At 60.9% G+C, this 15,867-nt stretch carries 16 protein-coding genes; 8 read left to right on the forward strand and 8 right to left on the reverse strand.

The features are described 5' to 3' along the window. Nucleotides 1-11 precede the first annotated feature (11 nt). From HJB84_RS01940 to HJB84_RS01955, 4 genes are all read left to right on the forward strand, one after another. Nucleotides 12-1,121 carry an ABC transporter ATP-binding protein gene (locus tag HJB84_RS01940; RefSeq protein WP_207584658.1) on the forward strand — a complete coding sequence of 370 codons (1,110 nt, stop codon included), beginning with the start codon at nucleotides 12-14 and terminating at the stop codon, nucleotides 1,119-1,121. A 20-nt stretch (nucleotides 1,122-1,141) separates the two neighbouring features. Further along, entirely contained in the window at nucleotides 1,142-1,867 is a 726-nt protein-coding gene (locus HJB84_RS01945; protein ID WP_207584657.1) for a YesL family protein, read from the forward strand. Between the two features lie 40 nt (nucleotides 1,868-1,907). Then, entirely contained in the window at nucleotides 1,908-3,182 is a 1,275-nt protein-coding gene (locus tag HJB84_RS01950) for a sugar ABC transporter substrate-binding protein (RefSeq protein WP_221115120.1), read from the forward strand. Nucleotides 3,183-3,260: 78 nt separating this feature from the next. After that, nucleotides 3,261-5,111 (forward strand): DUF2264 domain-containing protein, encoded by a 1,851-nt coding sequence (locus HJB84_RS01955; RefSeq protein WP_207584655.1) that lies wholly within the window; start codon nucleotides 3,261-3,263, stop codon nucleotides 5,109-5,111. A gap of 166 nt (nucleotides 5,112-5,277) precedes the next feature. On the opposite strand, the gene HJB84_RS01960 is transcribed toward HJB84_RS01955, so the two are convergent. Beyond that, entirely contained in the window at nucleotides 5,278-5,787 is a 510-nt protein-coding gene (locus HJB84_RS01960) for an HIT family protein (RefSeq protein ID WP_207584654.1), read from the reverse strand. A 252-nt stretch (nucleotides 5,788-6,039) separates the two neighbouring features. Here HJB84_RS01960 and HJB84_RS01965 point away from each other — a divergent pair, with 252 nt between their 5' ends. Together HJB84_RS01965 and HJB84_RS01970 are read left to right on the forward strand one after the other, a co-directional pair. Then, nucleotides 6,040-6,303 carry a hypothetical protein gene (locus tag HJB84_RS01965; protein ID WP_207584653.1) on the forward strand — a complete coding sequence of 88 codons (264 nt, stop codon included), beginning with the start codon at nucleotides 6,040-6,042 and terminating at the stop codon, nucleotides 6,301-6,303. Between the two features lie 45 nt (nucleotides 6,304-6,348). After that, on the forward strand, nucleotides 6,349-6,618 hold the full coding sequence (locus HJB84_RS01970) for a cyclase (RefSeq protein ID WP_207584652.1): 270 nt from the start codon (nucleotides 6,349-6,351) through the stop codon (nucleotides 6,616-6,618). A gap of 140 nt (nucleotides 6,619-6,758) precedes the next feature. On the opposite strand, the gene HJB84_RS01975 is transcribed toward HJB84_RS01970, so the two are convergent. The 6 genes from HJB84_RS01975 to HJB84_RS02000 form a co-directional block, all read right to left on the reverse strand. Further along, a complete protein-coding gene (locus HJB84_RS01975) occupies nucleotides 6,759-7,175 on the reverse strand; it encodes an HD domain-containing protein (RefSeq protein ID WP_207584651.1) in 417 nt (138 codons plus the stop codon). A gap of 4 nt (nucleotides 7,176-7,179) precedes the next feature. Then, nucleotides 7,180-7,506, reverse strand: coding sequence for a DUF2934 domain-containing protein (locus HJB84_RS01980; RefSeq protein WP_207584650.1), 327 nt, complete (start codon nucleotides 7,504-7,506; stop codon nucleotides 7,180-7,182). 55 nt (nucleotides 7,507-7,561) lie between these two features. Further along, nucleotides 7,562-7,861 (reverse strand): hypothetical protein, encoded by a 300-nt coding sequence (locus HJB84_RS01985; protein WP_221115121.1) that lies wholly within the window; start codon nucleotides 7,859-7,861, stop codon nucleotides 7,562-7,564. A gap of 145 nt (nucleotides 7,862-8,006) precedes the next feature. After that, entirely contained in the window at nucleotides 8,007-8,297 is a 291-nt protein-coding gene (locus tag HJB84_RS01990; protein ID WP_221115122.1) for a hypothetical protein, read from the reverse strand. Between the two features lie 370 nt (nucleotides 8,298-8,667). Further along, a complete protein-coding gene (locus HJB84_RS01995; protein WP_221115123.1) occupies nucleotides 8,668-9,417 on the reverse strand; it encodes an SDR family oxidoreductase in 750 nt (249 codons plus the stop codon). Further along, nucleotides 9,410-10,159, reverse strand: coding sequence for an SDR family NAD(P)-dependent oxidoreductase (locus HJB84_RS02000; protein WP_221115124.1), 750 nt, complete (start codon nucleotides 10,157-10,159; stop codon nucleotides 9,410-9,412). The genes HJB84_RS01995 and HJB84_RS02000 overlap by 8 nt, the downstream gene beginning before the upstream one ends. A 98-nt stretch (nucleotides 10,160-10,257) precedes the next feature. On the opposite strand from HJB84_RS02000, the gene HJB84_RS02005 reads away from it, so the two are divergent. After that, nucleotides 10,258-13,314: an FAD-binding and (Fe-S)-binding domain-containing protein gene (locus HJB84_RS02005; protein ID WP_221115125.1), complete on the forward strand. Its 3,057-nt coding sequence runs from the start codon at nucleotides 10,258-10,260 to the stop codon at nucleotides 13,312-13,314. A 45-nt stretch (nucleotides 13,315-13,359) separates the two neighbouring features. Next, nucleotides 13,360-14,091 (forward strand): FadR/GntR family transcriptional regulator, encoded by a 732-nt coding sequence (locus HJB84_RS02010; RefSeq protein ID WP_221115126.1) that lies wholly within the window; start codon nucleotides 13,360-13,362, stop codon nucleotides 14,089-14,091. A gap of 69 nt (nucleotides 14,092-14,160) precedes the next feature. On the opposite strand, the gene HJB84_RS02015 is transcribed toward HJB84_RS02010, so the two are convergent. Continuing rightward, the gene (locus tag HJB84_RS02015; RefSeq protein WP_221115127.1) at nucleotides 14,161-15,846 is read right to left on the reverse strand and encodes a thiamine pyrophosphate-binding protein; all 1,686 of its coding nucleotides are present in this window, start codon (nucleotides 15,844-15,846) and stop codon (nucleotides 14,161-14,163) included. Nucleotides 15,847-15,867: the final 21 nt, after the last annotated feature.

Consider the following 15,867-nt stretch of genomic DNA (forward strand, 5'->3'; position numbering starts at 1 on the left):
AGGAGGACCCGATGGCCAGCATTTCGCTTAAAGAGCTGAACAAATCCTACGGCGCGCTCACCGTCGTCCACGACATCGATCTGGAAATCGCCGATAAGGAATTCATCATCCTGGTCGGCCCTTCCGGCTGCGGTAAATCGACAACGCTGCGGATGATCGCCGGCCTCGAGGAGATCTCGGGAGGAGAACTGAAGATCGGCGGCGACCTGATGAACGACGTCCCCTCCAAGGATCGGGATATCGCCATGGTCTTCCAGAACTATGCGCTCTATCCGCATATGACCGTCTACAAAAACATGGCCTTCGGCCTGCAGCTCAGAAAAGTATCGCGAGACTTCATCGATGCCCAAGTGCAGGATGCAGCCAAGATCCTCGACATCGCCCATCTCCTGAACCGCAAGCCGAAGGCGCTTTCGGGCGGCCAGCGCCAGCGCGTCGCGCTCGGCCGCGCGATGGTGCGCAATCCCGCCGTCTTCCTTCTCGACGAGCCGCTTTCCAATCTCGACGCCAAGCTGCGCGGCACGATGCGCTCCGAAATCACCAAGCTGCATAAGCGCCTCAACGCCACGTTCATCTACGTCACCCACGACCAGGTGGAGGCCATGACCATGGCGGACCGGATCGTCGTCATGAAGGACGGCCACATCCAGCAGGTCGATACGCCGCAGAACCTCTACGATCGTCCCGTCAACATGTTCGTCGCCGGCTTCATCGGCGCGCCGCAGATGAACATGCTGCCCTCGACTGTTCAGCGCCGGGGCGACGGCTATGTCGCCGTCTTCGATGGTCGGGAATTGCCGCTGCCTGATCATTTCGACAAGGGCAGGATCGCACCCTATGAGGGACGTGAACTGGTGCTCGGCATCCGGCCTGAGAATTTTCACGAACTGCCGCCGGCCGACATCTCGGAAGAGAATCTGGCGCCGCTGGATGCGGTCGTGGAACTTGCAGAACCAATGGGCTCGGAAGTGCACCTGAACATGGTGGCGGGCGGCCGCAATCTCATCGCCCGGGTCTCGCCGCGTTTCCGTCCGGCGATCGGCGAGACGGCAAGGCTCGTCGCCGACATGAGCAATGCGCAGCTGTTCGACAAGGAAACGGAACGCTCGATTCTTTACTGAGGCGACTGCGGGAGAAGGCTATGCAGCGGTTGCGGGACATGTGGACGAGGGAGGGGCCGGGCATTCGAAAGGATGCTCCGAAGCGGACCGGTCTTGCCTTGTTTGCCGAGATCCTCGCCCGCGAATGGTGGGAGATGGTCAAGCTGAACGTCCTGTTCATCCTGGCTTCGCTCTTCGTCGTAACGCTGCCGGCCGCGCTCGCCGCCATGGCCCGCGTCTCGGTGGCCTTCGTGGAGGATCGCAACACCTATCTCCTCAGAGAGTTCACCGAAGCTTTTCTGCGCTACTTCTGGCGCGCCACCGCCTGGGGCCTGGCACTGACGGGCGCTCTTGCGATCTGCATCCATGCGATCATGACCTATGCCGCCGGCGCGCGGGATGACCTGTTGCTCGCCGCACCGCTGACGATCGCGCTCGCCGCCGCCGCCTTCGTCGCGGTTTTCGCCTGTCACCTCATCGTTTTGATGGTGATGCGCGATCTGCCGGCTCTCCGGCTGCTGCGGTTGGCTGCGCTCGCCTCCGTCCTCCGTCCGTTCCCGGCGCTTGCAGCGCTTACCTTCGTCGCCACACTGTGGCTGGCGCATATCCTCTTCTATCCGGTTTCCGCCTTCATGCCGGCAACCGTCAATTTTTCACTCGGAATGTTCGCCGTCGCATTCGGCGTCCATCGGGCGGCGGTGTTGGTGCTGGACTTGCCAGAGGCGACGCAGCCGCACCGTAAACCGCATGCACAAGACGCTTCATAAGATATCTGATTCAGAAACGATCCAGGGAAGGAGAACAGCAATGTATTTGGATAAACTCGGGAGGACGATGAAACTTGCCGTAGCAGGTTTCACGCTGGCAGCGGCAACGGCCGGCGTAGCGCTTGCCCAGGACGCGGTGACGTTGAAATGGGCTTTGTGGGACTGGGACAAGACCGCCTATTACAAGCCGCTGATCGAGGCCTATCAGGCCAAGCATCCGAACGTGAAATTCGAGCCGATGGATCTCGGTTCGCAGGACTACCAGCAGATGATTTCGACGCAGCTGACCGGTGGCTCTAAGGATATCGACATCGTCACCATCAAGGACGTACCGGGCTACACCAATCTGGTGCGTGCCGGCAATATCGCCGATCTCAGCAGCTTCGTGACCGAGCAGAAAATCGATCCAACTCCCTATGGCGGCCTGCTCGAGGAACTGACCATCGACGGTAAGATCTATTCCCTGCCGTTCCGCTCCGACTTCTGGATCGTCTATTACAACAAGGACGTCTTCGACAAATCAGGCGTTCCCTACCCCACCAATGACATGACCTGGGCGCAGTTCGACGCAACCGCCGAGAAGCTTTCGGGCGGCATGGGCGCCAACAAGACCTATGGCGCGCTCTTGCATACCTGGCGTTCGACCGTTCAGCTGCCCGGCATCCTCGACGGGAAACACACGCTCGTCGATGGCAACTACGCCTTCCTGAAGCCTTGGTACGAGCGAGCGCTCACCCTGCAGAAAGATGGGGCCATTCCTTCCTACGCCTTCCTGAAGACATCGAACACGCATTATTCGGCGCTCTTCTTCAACGGTACGATCGGCATGCTGCCGATGGGAACCTGGTTCGTCGGCACCCAGATCGCCAAGGTGAAATCGGGTGAATCGAAGAGCAAGAACTGGGGCATCGTGAAGTTTCCGCATCCGGACGGCGTAGCGGCCGGCACCACGGCTGCCCAGATCTCCGGCCTCGCAGTCAACGCCAATTCCGACCACAAGGCTGCCGCGCTCGATTTCATCAAGTTCGTCACCGGTCCCGAGGGCGCTGCAGTCATAGCATCGACGGGCACCTTCCCGGCGCTTAAGACCGCTGACGTCAGCGCAAAGATCGCCGCAACGCCAGGTTTCCCTGAGGACGCGGCCAGCAAGGAGGCTCTGATACCGTCGAAAGCCTATCTGGAGATGGCGGTCAACCCGAACGCTGCCAAGATCGAGGTCGTGCTCAACCGCGTCCATGACGCGATGATGACCGACAACACCTCCGTCGACGACGGCTTGAAGGAAATGACCGAAGGCGTGAAGGCCATCAAGTAGACTTCATGAGATGCCGACGGCCGCGGACCAGGACATGGCCCGCGGCCAATCCTGTTTCAGGAAATTTCCGAGCTGACGATGATATATGATCCCACCGCGGCCAACCCGCTTTCCGGCAATCCTCTGAAGACGCGCGACGACCTGGCGAAGGCCGTCATCGACCTCTTCGCACCGCTTCTGCCCTATTTTTCCGAAGGCGGCGCCCGTGTGCGCCTCGGTGCTACCGGCGCGATCTTCGACCGGGCAGCGGCGGATCTCGAAGGATTTGCGCGGCCACTGTGGGGCATTGTCCCGCTCGCGGCCGGCGGCAGCCATTTCCCGCATTGGGATCTCTATCGGCGCGGACTGTCTAATGGGACCAATCCTAATCATCCCGAATATTGGGGCGATCTTGCCGACCGCAATCAGCGGCTGGTCGAGCTGGCTGCCGTCGGCTTCGCATTGGCGCTGGTGCCTGAACATATTTGGGAGCCGTTGAGCGATAGCCAGAAGAAGACGGTCGCCGCCTATCTCGTCGCGGCACGAGATCTCGAATTCATCGACAACAACTGGAAATTCTTCCGCGTCCTCATCGATCTCGGGCTGGAGCGCGTGGGTGTTGCGTTCGACCGTGGGAAAACCCTGACCTATCTCGACGAACTCGAGACTTTCGATCTCGGCGAAGGCTGGTATCGCGACGGGCCTGTGCGGCGGGTCGATCATTACATCCCCTTCGCCATGCATTTTTACGGCCTGATCTATGCCGTGCTGGCGCGTGGCGACGAGGCGCGTAAGGACCGCTTCCGCGATCGCGCCCGGACCTTCGCCGGGGATATCCGCCATTGGTTCGGCCCCGATGGCGCCGCACTTGCCTTCGGCCGTAGCCAGACCTACCGCTTCGCGGCCGGTGGCTTCTGGGGCGCACTTGCCTTTGCCGGCGTCGAAGCGTTGCCCTGGGCTGAGATCAAGGGCTACTACATGCGCCATATCCGTTGGTGGTCAGCCATGCCGATTGCGGAGCGAGACGGCGTTCTCTCCATCGGCTATGGCTATCCGAACCTGCTGATGAGCGAGAGCTACAACTCGCCCGGCTCGCCCTATTGGGCGTTGAAATTCTTCCTGCCGCTCGCACTTGCGGGGGATCATCCATTCTGGACCGCCGAGGAAGCGCCGCAGCCGGAATTTTCGGAGCCGGTTGCGTTGAAGCAAGCGGGAATGGTCGCCATGCACACACCGGGAAACGTCGTCGTGCTCTCCTCCGGCCAGCAGCACGACAAGATGCGCGGCGCAAACGAGAAATATTCGAAATTCGTCTATTCCACCCGCTACGCCTTCAACATCGAAGCCGACGACCGGAATTTTTCGGCCGCAAGCTTCGACGGCATGCTCGGCCTCTCCGACGACGGCGTCCACTTCCGCATGCGGGAAACCCTCGAGGAGGCGCTGATATCTGGCGATCGGCTCTATTCGCGCTGGCACCCTTGGAGCGATGTCACCGTCGAGACCTGGCTCATCCCCGAAAACCCCTGGCACATTCGCATTCACCGCATCGCCACGCCGCGGGCACTGAGCACCATCGAGGGCGGCTTTGCGATCGAACGCGCGGATTTCAATGCCGACCGATCCGAACAGGCGAAAGGCCGGGCTATCTGGTACGGCCAGACGGACGTCAGCGCCATCGTGGATCTATCGCCCGATCCGAGGGCCGGCCATGCGATGAGCCCGATCCCGAATACCAACCTCATCCACGCCAAGACCCTGCTGCCGCAGCTACGCGACGAAATCAGTCCGGGAACCACCTTGCTGGCAACCGCGGCAATGGCTTTGCCGAGCCGCGAAAACTGGACAAAGGCGCTGGGCAATCCGCCGGCTGGTCCGGATCTTGACGAGCTGGAGCGGTGCTTCCGTGAGAAAGGCGTGCGTGTGCCGGCCTTTGCTCTGTGGATGTAGCTGCAAATCCCGCCGGCGAGCCACTACGGGCTGACGGGATATGACGCGAGTTACGTCGCCCTGGGGAAAACACAGGGCCTGCCTCTGGCGACGGCCGACCGAAAGATGGCGGACGCCGCACATAGCGAAGGCATCACCATCCTTGGACCACTCGAGCGTCGTAAGGCTAACTGTGATTAGTCCGCTCGGAATAGTACGCTTCAGCGATCCGCTGCGCCAGTTCCGCCATTTGATCATCGGGTATCTGCAGAACGCCGTGTTCGGCCATCAACGCGTGGTATTGCTGCTCCTCAAGCGGGACGCCCGAAGGCAAGGGAACGACGTGAAAATGTAAATGGCTATTGGCTTGCTGACTGCCGAGCGAAAGCACATAAATTCGCTCGGCATCGAACACCCTTTTGAGGGCACGCGACAAAATGTGAACCTTCTCCTGTAGTCGCAGATATTCGTCTGCCGATATGTCTCGCGCCAGATCCTCACGGTGCTCCTTCGGACAGACAAGGCAATAGCCGGGCAGAGTGGGATATTTGCTCAGGAAAATGATGGTCTCGTCGTCGTCATAAACGCGATGATGAAAGAAGGCCGGGTCATCCTCGACCAAGCCGCAGATAAAGCATGGCCTTGTTCCGATGCCTTGCACATAGGCTTTGAGATTAAATGGTTCGCGTTCGATCATTCTGAACCTCTGCCATCTCACGCGTGGCTGCGGTCGCGGACCCAGGAACTACCACAAGCCATTCTCGGAAAACTAACGCAACAGTCAAACCCGCTGCCGACCATAGTATATTCGGATTACTCCGGATAATTATATTTATATTTTTGATGCAGCGATCGCAAACGGCCATTCAACGCAATATTGTTGAAATGAAACTCAGTAAAGCGTAGTGATGTACTCGGCTTTCATTTTCCAATGCCAGAGGAGAAGGCAATGCCTACAATAATGGCCTATCACAATGTAAAAGACACAAAACACTGGCTCGCTTCACCTATGCGTAAACAGGTATTCGAACCGATCGGCGTCACGAACATTCGCACGTTTATAGACCCCCAAACGTCTAACCGCGTCGGCCTGGTCATGGACGTCGCCGATATGGAAAAGTTGATGGCCTTCATGCAGACCAAGGCAGCTGCCGACGCGATGGCGCATGACGGCGTCTTGCCCGAGAGTCTGGTGCTCCTCGTTCAATCATAACACGCGTCCCGACCAAACCTGAAAAATTCAACGCGGGAGGATGATATGACGACATTATTCGTGCGGCACGAGGTCTCCGACTACGCCGCCTGGCGCAAGATATATGATGGGTTTTCTCCGGTGCAGAAGGCCAACGGGGTGATGGCGCAAGCCGTTTATCGCGCGATCGACAATCCGAACGATATTACCGTCACCCACGAGTTTGCCACGCTGGAAGCGGCTCAGGCATTCAGCAAGCTTGACGAGCTGAAAACGGCGATGCGCACGGGAGGCGTGCTCGGCGCCCCGACGGTGTGGTTTACCAACAAAACGTGAAATGGATTGAAGACTTCGGGACGTTGGCACTCGCGGACACAAGCCGCGGGCCCGTTCTGTCGCATGGCTGACGTGAGCGATCATTCGCTACCGCCGATTGCCGAGCTGGGTGGCAATTGCCAGCGAACCGGGCGAATTTATTACCTGCTCTTCAGCTCGCGCAAGAGATCCAGGCCGCGCTGGTATTTTTCCGCGTTCTTGCCGGCCTGTTCGGCTTGACTGAGATTGTCTTCGAGGTCGGCCTGTTTGACCGGCAGGGCCAGCGGGTTTGATGCCGCACGTCTGACGAAGTCGTCATCCGGCTCGTCCGTCCGCCGCGTCAAAGCATCCACCGCGGAGATAATCCCCGGCGGAAAGCCTTCCTCCCTCAGCCTGTCGAGCGTCCACCCACTTCCCTTCTCGACGACGTCGTGAAGGTAGGCGACCGTTCGCGTCTCGTCGCCGGAAACCAGAAGCGCTACCCGCTGGCAGTGCTCGAAGAACGGCCGGTCGGTCTTATCAGCCTGCCCTTCATGCGCCTCGAGAGCGATTTGGATGGCGTGGTCGAGATGCTGCATGGAATTACGGCCCTTCGGCCTTCCTGATCTTCCGCTGAGACGGCTTTTCGCCTGTCGTCATCTCGATATCAGGCATGGTAGTCTCGGCGGCCCGGCCGGGCTTAGGTGGTTGCCGATCGAGATCGCCGCTCTCACCGGCGCCTTGAAGCAGCGCCGCATCATCCCTGTCGTCTTCATCGAGCAGGTCTTGCAGTGTCTCGTGCTCATCCTCGCCGGCCAGTTCATCGCAGGCTTGCAGCCAATGGCGCTGGTCCGCGCCATCCGGCCGGCCCTCGGCCTCCCAGATTTCGTAGGCGCGGCGACGTATCTGCTCGTGCTTGTCTGTAGCCATGACTTCCTCCGAGCGCATTCGAGTGAGCCGTTCGAATATACGGCCGGACTGCCGCTTAGGGCGTGTTTATGGTAGGAAGAAAATCCTCTACCTGTTTGCGCTCATCCTTTGAAAGCGTCTCCACCCTTTCCTTCCAGAAACGCTCAGCCTCCGGCGGATCCTCATCCCACTGGCGGACATCGGTAATGTTGTCGTCAATTTTTGACCGGCGGCGACCGCCAAGGCTGAGATATTTCTTCGCAAGCTTCAGGCTTGGGGTTTCGGTGTCGCTGCCGCCGCCCATGACCGCGCCCGCCTTGCCGCGGGAGCGCTTGTCGTCAGCGCCGCTTTCCGGCCCAGGGGATCTGAACGTCATACCAGTCCTCCTTTCATTCACGCAAAGCATGTTGCGATCTGATAACCCTGGCGGGTAGCGAGAGTTCCAACCGATGGCAATGATTTGGCGGAGGACCGCTTTTAAGCGAGGATCGAGCCGGAGCACCGGCCGGCAATCCCGGCCATCAATGAACGGCCATGCTCATCATCCGATAGGGGTGCACGGCCTCGAACTGCGAGACCATCGCCGTTGCCTGCAGCAACACACGCTCGGCATTATCAGGATCGTCGCGCGCGAGTTCGTCGGCGTTGAAGCGGATCGCTTCAGCCATGTTGTTGGAAAGTTCGGCAAACTGAGTATCGCCCTCGACAAGGGCCTCACGTGCGGTGTCTTCCAGCGTTCGAGCGATATCGACGAAGATTTCCTCGCGTTCCTCGATGCTGAGGTCTTTGATGATAGTGGTCTTCTCTTCCATGTCACGCACTCCAAAAGACCTGAGCCAAAAGACGCAAGGCGGTAATCGAACTCATCGAGCCTCGATCACCGGAGAACCGGAACGCAGCTTTTCGCTTTTCACCGGGCGTCGTCCCAATTCGAACGCGGGAGCCGATCTTCGGTTCCCTCAAGGGACGAGACTGGCGCCTCGGTGTCGGCATGGTTCGCCGTCCAATCGAGGCGCCGGATCGCCGGGATGCCGGAGCGAAAGGTTCGATCATCGTCGGCAAGCTGCCGGACTCAGCAAATGGCGAGGCAGCATCGTCAAACGCTGACGGCAGGATATCGGCGATCCCAATTGCTTGCAGTCGATGATCGCCCGAGGACGGATCGAGACAAACGGGCGCCGGCTACTGGTCGGTGAATTTGACCATGATGCCGCCGCCGGGAGCCTGGTCGGTCGGAAAGACTTCGATCCGGGATACGTCGACGAAGACGGGAAGCTCGAGTGCATTCGCGATGATCGCGGCAATGTGGGAGGGCTGTATCGGGCGGTAGCCGTCGTAAAGCAGGGTACGCGCCTGATTGCCGGCCATTGCGGTTCGATAGAGGTCCGTCTGCACGCGGCCGGGCACCACCTCCGTCACGCGAACCGAGCTTCCAAGCAGGTCGCAGCGGAGATTGTCGCAAAACAGGCTGAGCCCGGCCTTCGACGGCCCGTAGGCTGCCATATTCGGGTATGGCGCCTGGCCGCCGCTGGAACCGATATAGATGAGGTGGCCACGCTTTCGTTCAACCATGGCAGGCAGGAATGCGCGGGTCAGATGCATGGGCGCTTTGAGATTGATGTCGATCATGGCATCGATCTCGGAGGGTTCGATTTCGCTGAATGTCGCCCGCGTCGAGAGGATGCCGGCATTGTTGACCAGGATATCGACATCCACGCCATGAAGCTGCCTGACGATTTCGGCGGTATCGCGGACATCGGCCCGGATCGGCTTCGCGCCGCTTTCCCGAGCCAGTTCATCGAGCGCCTCGGCGTTTCGGCCGACGGCATACACCGTCAACCCCATCTCGCGCAACCTGTCAACGGTGGCGCGGCCGATGCCGCCCGTGGCGCCCGTGACCACGGCGGTCCGATAGGGAAGCGGCTCAGACATAGATATAGCCTCCACTGACGACGACGTTTTCGCCGGTGGCATAGGTGTTGCGGCTCGACGCCATCATGACGATCCATTCCGCCATCTCGACCGGCTCGGCGGCACGGCCGAGCGCGCTGGCCTTGGCCAGCTCCGGCAGGAACCCGAGCTCCTTTGCCCGGTCCGTCGCGAAACCGGCAGGTGCGACGGAATTGACAAGGATCTGATCCTTGGCGCATTCCTGCGCAAAGGATTTCGTCAGGCTGACGACGGCCGCCTTGGTTGCGGCATAATGGGCGTTTTGGGGGTGGGCCTTGAAAGCATCGACCGAGGTCACGTTGACGATCCGCCCCGAAACTGCGGGCGCTTTCAGGTGTTGGCGCATATGAAGGACGGCGGCCACCATCATATGATAGGTGCCCTTGACGTTGATCGCGTTTTCGAGATCCCACTCCTCGTCGGTTATCTCGAGGATGGGGCGCCTTGGATAGATGGCGGCGCTGTTGACGAGCACATGGATCCGGCCGAGCTTGCCGGCGATCTCGTTAAACCCGCGATGCGCCGTTTCCGCTCGGGAAATATCGGCAACGGCCGTTGCGACCTCGGCGCCGAGAGCGCGAAGCGCCTCGGCCGACGAGGCAAGCAGCTGCTCATTGCGATCGATCAGCCCGATCCTGGCCGCTCCATGCGAGATCATCAGCTTGGCCGTCGTCAATCCGAGCCCGGAAGCGCCGCCGACGATGATTGCGGTCTGGTTCTTCAAAGTTCCACCTCCGTGTTTGGCGTTGCGCCACTAGCATTGTATGTTATCACTTATATGCCAACTTCGACAAAGCTCAAGTGCATTCTGAAGGTTTCGAGATGATTCCACGCCTCCGGCCAACCGTAACGATCGCCCTGCCCACTGCTGGATTTTTCGAGCGGCTCGTCGAGGCGGGGTTCGAAGGCGACATCGAGACCAGCGCGGCAAGCCGAACCGTTTTTTCGACCGACAATTCAATCTATCAGGTCGAGCCGACCGGCATTCTTTTCCCCAGAGGCGTCGAAGACCTCCGTGTCACGACCGGGGTGCTGTCGGAACCGGCTTTTCGAGGCATCACAGTGGCGCCGCGCGGCGGTGGAACCGGCACCAATGGCCAATCCTTGACATCAGGTGTCGTGGTGGATTGTTCGCGCCATATGAATTCCATTCTGGAGATCGACCCGGTCCGCAGGGTCGCGCGCGTCCAGGCCGGCGTCATCAAGGATCAGTTGAACCTTGCGCTGAAGCCCTATGGGCTGTTTTTTGCTCCCGAACTTTCCACCTCCAATCGCGCCACCATCGGCGGCATGGTCTCCACCGATGCCTGCGGCCAGGGTTCGTGCCTCTACGGCAAGACCAGCAACCATGTGCTCGGATTGCGCATCGTGCTTACGGATGGGTCGGAGTGGTGGTCGCGCCCGCTCGTTCCCGAGGCGCTCGATGAGATCGTCGCGCGCCAGGACCGCATCGGCGAGATCCACAGGACGGTCGAACGGATCGCGCGGGAAAAGCACGACCGGATCGCCGAGATCTTTCCGAAACTCAACCGTTACATGACCGGTTACGACCTCGCCCACATCTTGCGCGGCGACGGAGGCTTCGACCTCAACGCCATCCTCTGCGGCTCGGAGGGAACGCTGGCGATGATCGCCGAAGCCGAGCTCAACCTTCTGCCGATCCCCGCCCATGCGGCACTGATCAACATCCGCTACGGCGACTTCAACACCGCCCTGGAGGATGCCCGCAGCCTGGTGGCGCTGAATGTCGCCTCGGTCGAAACGGTCGATGAGAAGGTTCTCGACCTTGCCAAGGGCGACATCGTCTGGACCGGCATTGCCCGCTTTTTTCCCGACGATGCGGGCGGAACCACAAACGGCATCAATATCGCCGAAGTGCTCGCCGACGATGAGGCGGAACTCGAACGCAAGCTGGCGGAAGTGACCACCGCCCTTGCCACCGGCGCGAATGCGCGCCACGCCGGTTATACGATCGCCCGAGGTCATGCCGATGTCGAGGCGATCTGGTCGATGCGCAAGCGAGCGGTCGGTCTGCTCGGCAATGTCGATGGGCCGGTCAGGCCCGTCGCCTTTGTCGAGGATACCGCCGTGCCGCCGGAAAACCTCGCGCCCTATATCCGCGAGTTCCGGGCATTGCTCGATGGCGCGGGCCTTGCCTACGGCATGTTCGGCCATGTCGACGCCGGCGTCCTGCACGTGCGGCCGGCGCTCGACCTCACCCGCGACGACCATATCGGACTGGTCCGGGAGGTCAGCGACGCCGTCGTGGCGCTGACGCGCAAATATGGCGGCGTCCTCTGGGGGGAACACGGCAAGGGGGTGCGCTCCGAATATGTGCCGGAATTTTTCGGCGATCTCTATCCCAGCCTGCAGGAGATCAAGCGGGCTTTCGATCCGGAAAATCGGCTCAATCCGGGCAAGATCGCAACCCCTTCCGGCCAGGCGCTGACGAAGATCGACGACGTTCCGCTGCGGGGAGATATCGACAGGATCATCGGCAATGAGGTCCGCTCGGCCTTCGACAATGCCGCCTATTGCAACGGCAACGGCGCCTGTTTCGATTTCGACGAAACGAGCCCGATGTGCCCCTCCTACAAGGCGACGCGCGACCGGCGATTTTCGCCCAAGGGCCGCGCCGCCCTGATGCGGGAATGGCTGAGGCTGCTTGCCGAGAAGGGCGTCGATCCGCGCCAGGAGACAAAGCGCTTGCGGCGAAGCGGTCCACTCGCGAGCCTGGCGCGGCGCGCCTTCAACTCGCTGAACCCGGCAAACCGGGACGACTTTTCCCACGAGGTGCGCGCGGCGATGGACACCTGTCTCGCCTGCAAGGCCTGCGCGGGCCAATGTCCGGTGAAGGTCAGCGTGCCGGCCTTCCGCTCGAAATTCCTCGAACTTTATTACGGACGTTATCTCCGCCCGCTGAAGGATCCGCTGGTCGCGGCGATCGAAACCACCCTGCCCCTGGTTCGCCGGATACGACCTGCGTACAACCTAATCGTCGGCACACGAGCCGGCAGGACGATGATGCGCGTTGCCGGGCTGACATCCCTGCCGCGTCTGCCGCAGATCTCCCTGGCAAAGGAAGCCGCCCGCCTCGGCGTGCCGCTTGCCACGCCTCAAACGATCGAAGCCCTGTCGCCGGGTGAACGGCAGCGGAGCGTCGTCTTCGTCGCCGACGCCTTTACCGCCTATTTCGACCCGGATGTTGCGCTTGCCGCAATCAGGCTGGCGCGGAAAATGGGGCTTACGCCCTTCCTCGCGGCATCCCACGTCAACGGCAAAGCCCTGCATGTTCATGGTTATCTCCACCGCTTCGAGGCTGCGGCCGGGCGGACGGCGCGTTATCTCCAGCGGCTGGATGAGACTGGCGTGGCGCTGGTCGGCCTCGATCCGTCGATGACGCTCGCCTTTCGCAGCGAATACAAGGGGATGCTGAAGGCGACCATTCTCCTGCCGCAGGAATGGCTCACCGCCAATCTCGACCGGCTTACCGCCCTCTCCTCCACTGCCGACGGCAAAAGCTTCCGGTTGATGGCCCATTGCACCGAGCGTACCAATGCGCCGGCCTCCATCACCCAATGGAAGACAGTATTCGAAAGCCTCGGCATCGATCTTCAGGCGGCACAAACCGGTTGCTGCGGCATGGCCGGCACCTTCGGCCACGAGGCCCGCAACCGGCCGATCTCCGAGCGTCTCTATGCCATGAGTTGGAAGCGGGAGGTCGATGCATCAGGCGATGCCGATATCCTCATGGCCACAGGATACTCGTGCCGCTCGCAGGTGAAGGAAATCGACAACAAGCGCCTTCCGCACCCCTTTCAGGTCATCGATAAGATAATGTCTGAAAACGCCGGCATCCCACAATCAGACGTGGCATGATATGTGATATGTGCTAAATTTGATCGGGTAAATCGGAGCGAACCAGTGTCAATCATCACGCAACGAGGCAATCTCGCAGAAATCGTCGTCGCGAAACTGATGGAACGCATCGATTCCGGCCTTTATGCCCCCGGCGAGAAAATTCCGTCAAGTGCCCAGCTGTGCGAAGAGTTCGGCGTTTCCCGAACCGTCATTCGCGAGGCGCTCACCTCGCTCAAGGTTGGCGGCAGGGTGACCGCGCGACAGGGCGCCGGGGTCTATGTCTCCGAGAAGGACGCAAAGACCCTCAATTTCGAGATCAGCCGCATCGAGGATATTCGCTCGGCGATGCAGATCCTGGAATTGCGGCTCGGCGTGGAGATCCAATCCGTGGCCCTTGCGGCGTCGAGGCGGACGCCGGAGGCGCTGGCTGAAATTGCCCGCGCCTACGACTATCTCGAAAACCTGGTCACCGACGATGCCGAGGTCGAGGCCCGCGCCGATTTCGAGTTTCACCTGGCGATCGCCCGCGCCACCCGCAATCCGCACTTCCCGAATTTCCTGGAAGCGGTGATCGAGAGCATCAATTTCGACCTGGTGCTCAAGCATCGCCAATCGGCGCGCGGCTACAGCACCTATCTGAAGAAGATAAACAAGGAACATGCCGCGATCCTGGCCGCGATCACCCAAGGCGATGCCAAGGCCGCGAAGGCCGCGCTGATCGCCCATCTGGAGGAAAGCCTTCATCGTTACCGCACGATGCTCGACGAGCCGGCGAATAGCGAGACGGAGGAATAACGCGCGCCGCCGGCTTTTTCAGGCGGCGCCTTTGCCCGTGATCACTTGCCCATAATCACTTGCCCATACTCACTTGCCTTGCCCGATCGCATGGTCTCGAATTTGCGTCAGGGTCATCTTCGGCGTCAGCGCTTCCGGGTCGATCCGGATTTCGATCAGGCCGGGCTTGCCGGATGCCTCGCAGCGTTCGAAGGCACCGGCGAAGTCCGCCGTCTTCTCCACCGTCTCGCCGTGCAGGCCGTAAGATCGCGCCAGCGAGGCGAAATCCGGGTTGGTCAGGCGGGTGCCGGAGACGCGGCCGGGATAGCTGCGCTCCTGATGCATGCGGATCGTGCCGTACATGCCGTTGTTGATGACGAGGAAAATCACCCGGGCGTCATACTGCATCGCGGTCGCGAGTTCCTGGCCGTTCATCAGGAAACATCCGTCGCCGGCAAACGCAACCACCGTGCGCGCGGGATCGGTGATCTTGGCGGCGATCGCCGCCGGTACGCCGTAGCCCATGGAACCGTTGGTCGGCCCGAGCTGAGTGCGGAAGCTGCGATATTGATAGAAGCGATGCGGCCAGGCGGAATAATTGCCGGCGCCGGTGGTCAGGATGGCGTCGGGCTTCAGATGGCCGCGCAGCCATTCCATGACCTCGCCCATCTGCACAGGCCCCGGAACCTCTGGATGCCTGAGATTTGCCAGATAGTCGGCATGGGCCGCTTCGGTCCATGCCTTCCATACCGATGCTGCCGGCGGTTTCAGCTTGGCAGCCTGTGACAGGAACCCGGCGACGCTGGCATTAATCGGCAGGCTTGCGTGGTAAACGCGCCCCAGCTCTTCCGCGCCCGGATGGATGTGAACGAGCAACTGTTTGGGAACCGGAATGTCGATCAGCGTATAGGCGCCTGTTGTCATCTCGCCGAGACGGGCGCCGATCGAGATCAGCAGGTCGCAGTCCTTCATGTGCTGGATCAGCTTCGGCCCCGCGGCAAGGCCGAGGTCGCCGGCATAGTTCGCATGCGTGTTGTCGAACAGGTCCTGGCAGCGGAAGGAAGCGGCGACCGGCAGGCCGAAGACTTCGGAAAACGTCTTGAGATCGGCAACCGCCTGCTGCGTCCAGCCGCCGCCGCCGGCGACGACCATCGGGCGCTTCGCCTCTGATAGAAGGCCGAGCAGTTCTTCGAATTGCTGCGGGCCGGCAAAGCCCTCGACCTTCTTGTAAGCCGGGGTGTCGGCGACATCGACCATATCGGTCAGCATGTCTTCGGGAAGCGCGATGACCACCGGCCCGGGCCGGCCGTTGACGGCTCGGTGGAATGCCTGGCTGATGAGTTCGGGAATGCGGGCGGCATCCTCGATCTCGACGACCCACTTCGCCATCTGGCCGAACATGCGGCGATAATCGATCTCCTGGAATGCTTCGCGCTCCATCTGATCGCGTGCCACCTGGCCGATGAACAGGATCATCGGGGTCGAATCCTGGAAAGCCGTATGCACGCCGACCGAAGCGTTCGTCGCACCCGGCCCGCGGGTCACGAAGCAGATGCCGGGTTTGCCGGTCATCTTGCCATAGGCTTCCGCCATATAGGCAGCTCCGCCCTCCTGCCGGCAGATGACGAATTCGATGGCGTCCTCCGCGTCATGAAGGGCGTCGAGGACGGCAAGATAGCTTTCGCCGGGCACGCCGAACGCGCGCTCGACGCCATGGATGCGCAAGGCATCGACGAGCACTTGGCCGCCGCTGCGCTTCAATGTTTCATTTCTCATCGGGAGCCCCTCTCCTAGGTG

Origin of the sequence: Rhizobium sp. NZLR1b (assembly GCF_019685155.1) — a bacterium.
Classification (GTDB): Bacteria; Pseudomonadota; Alphaproteobacteria; order Rhizobiales; family Rhizobiaceae; genus Rhizobium.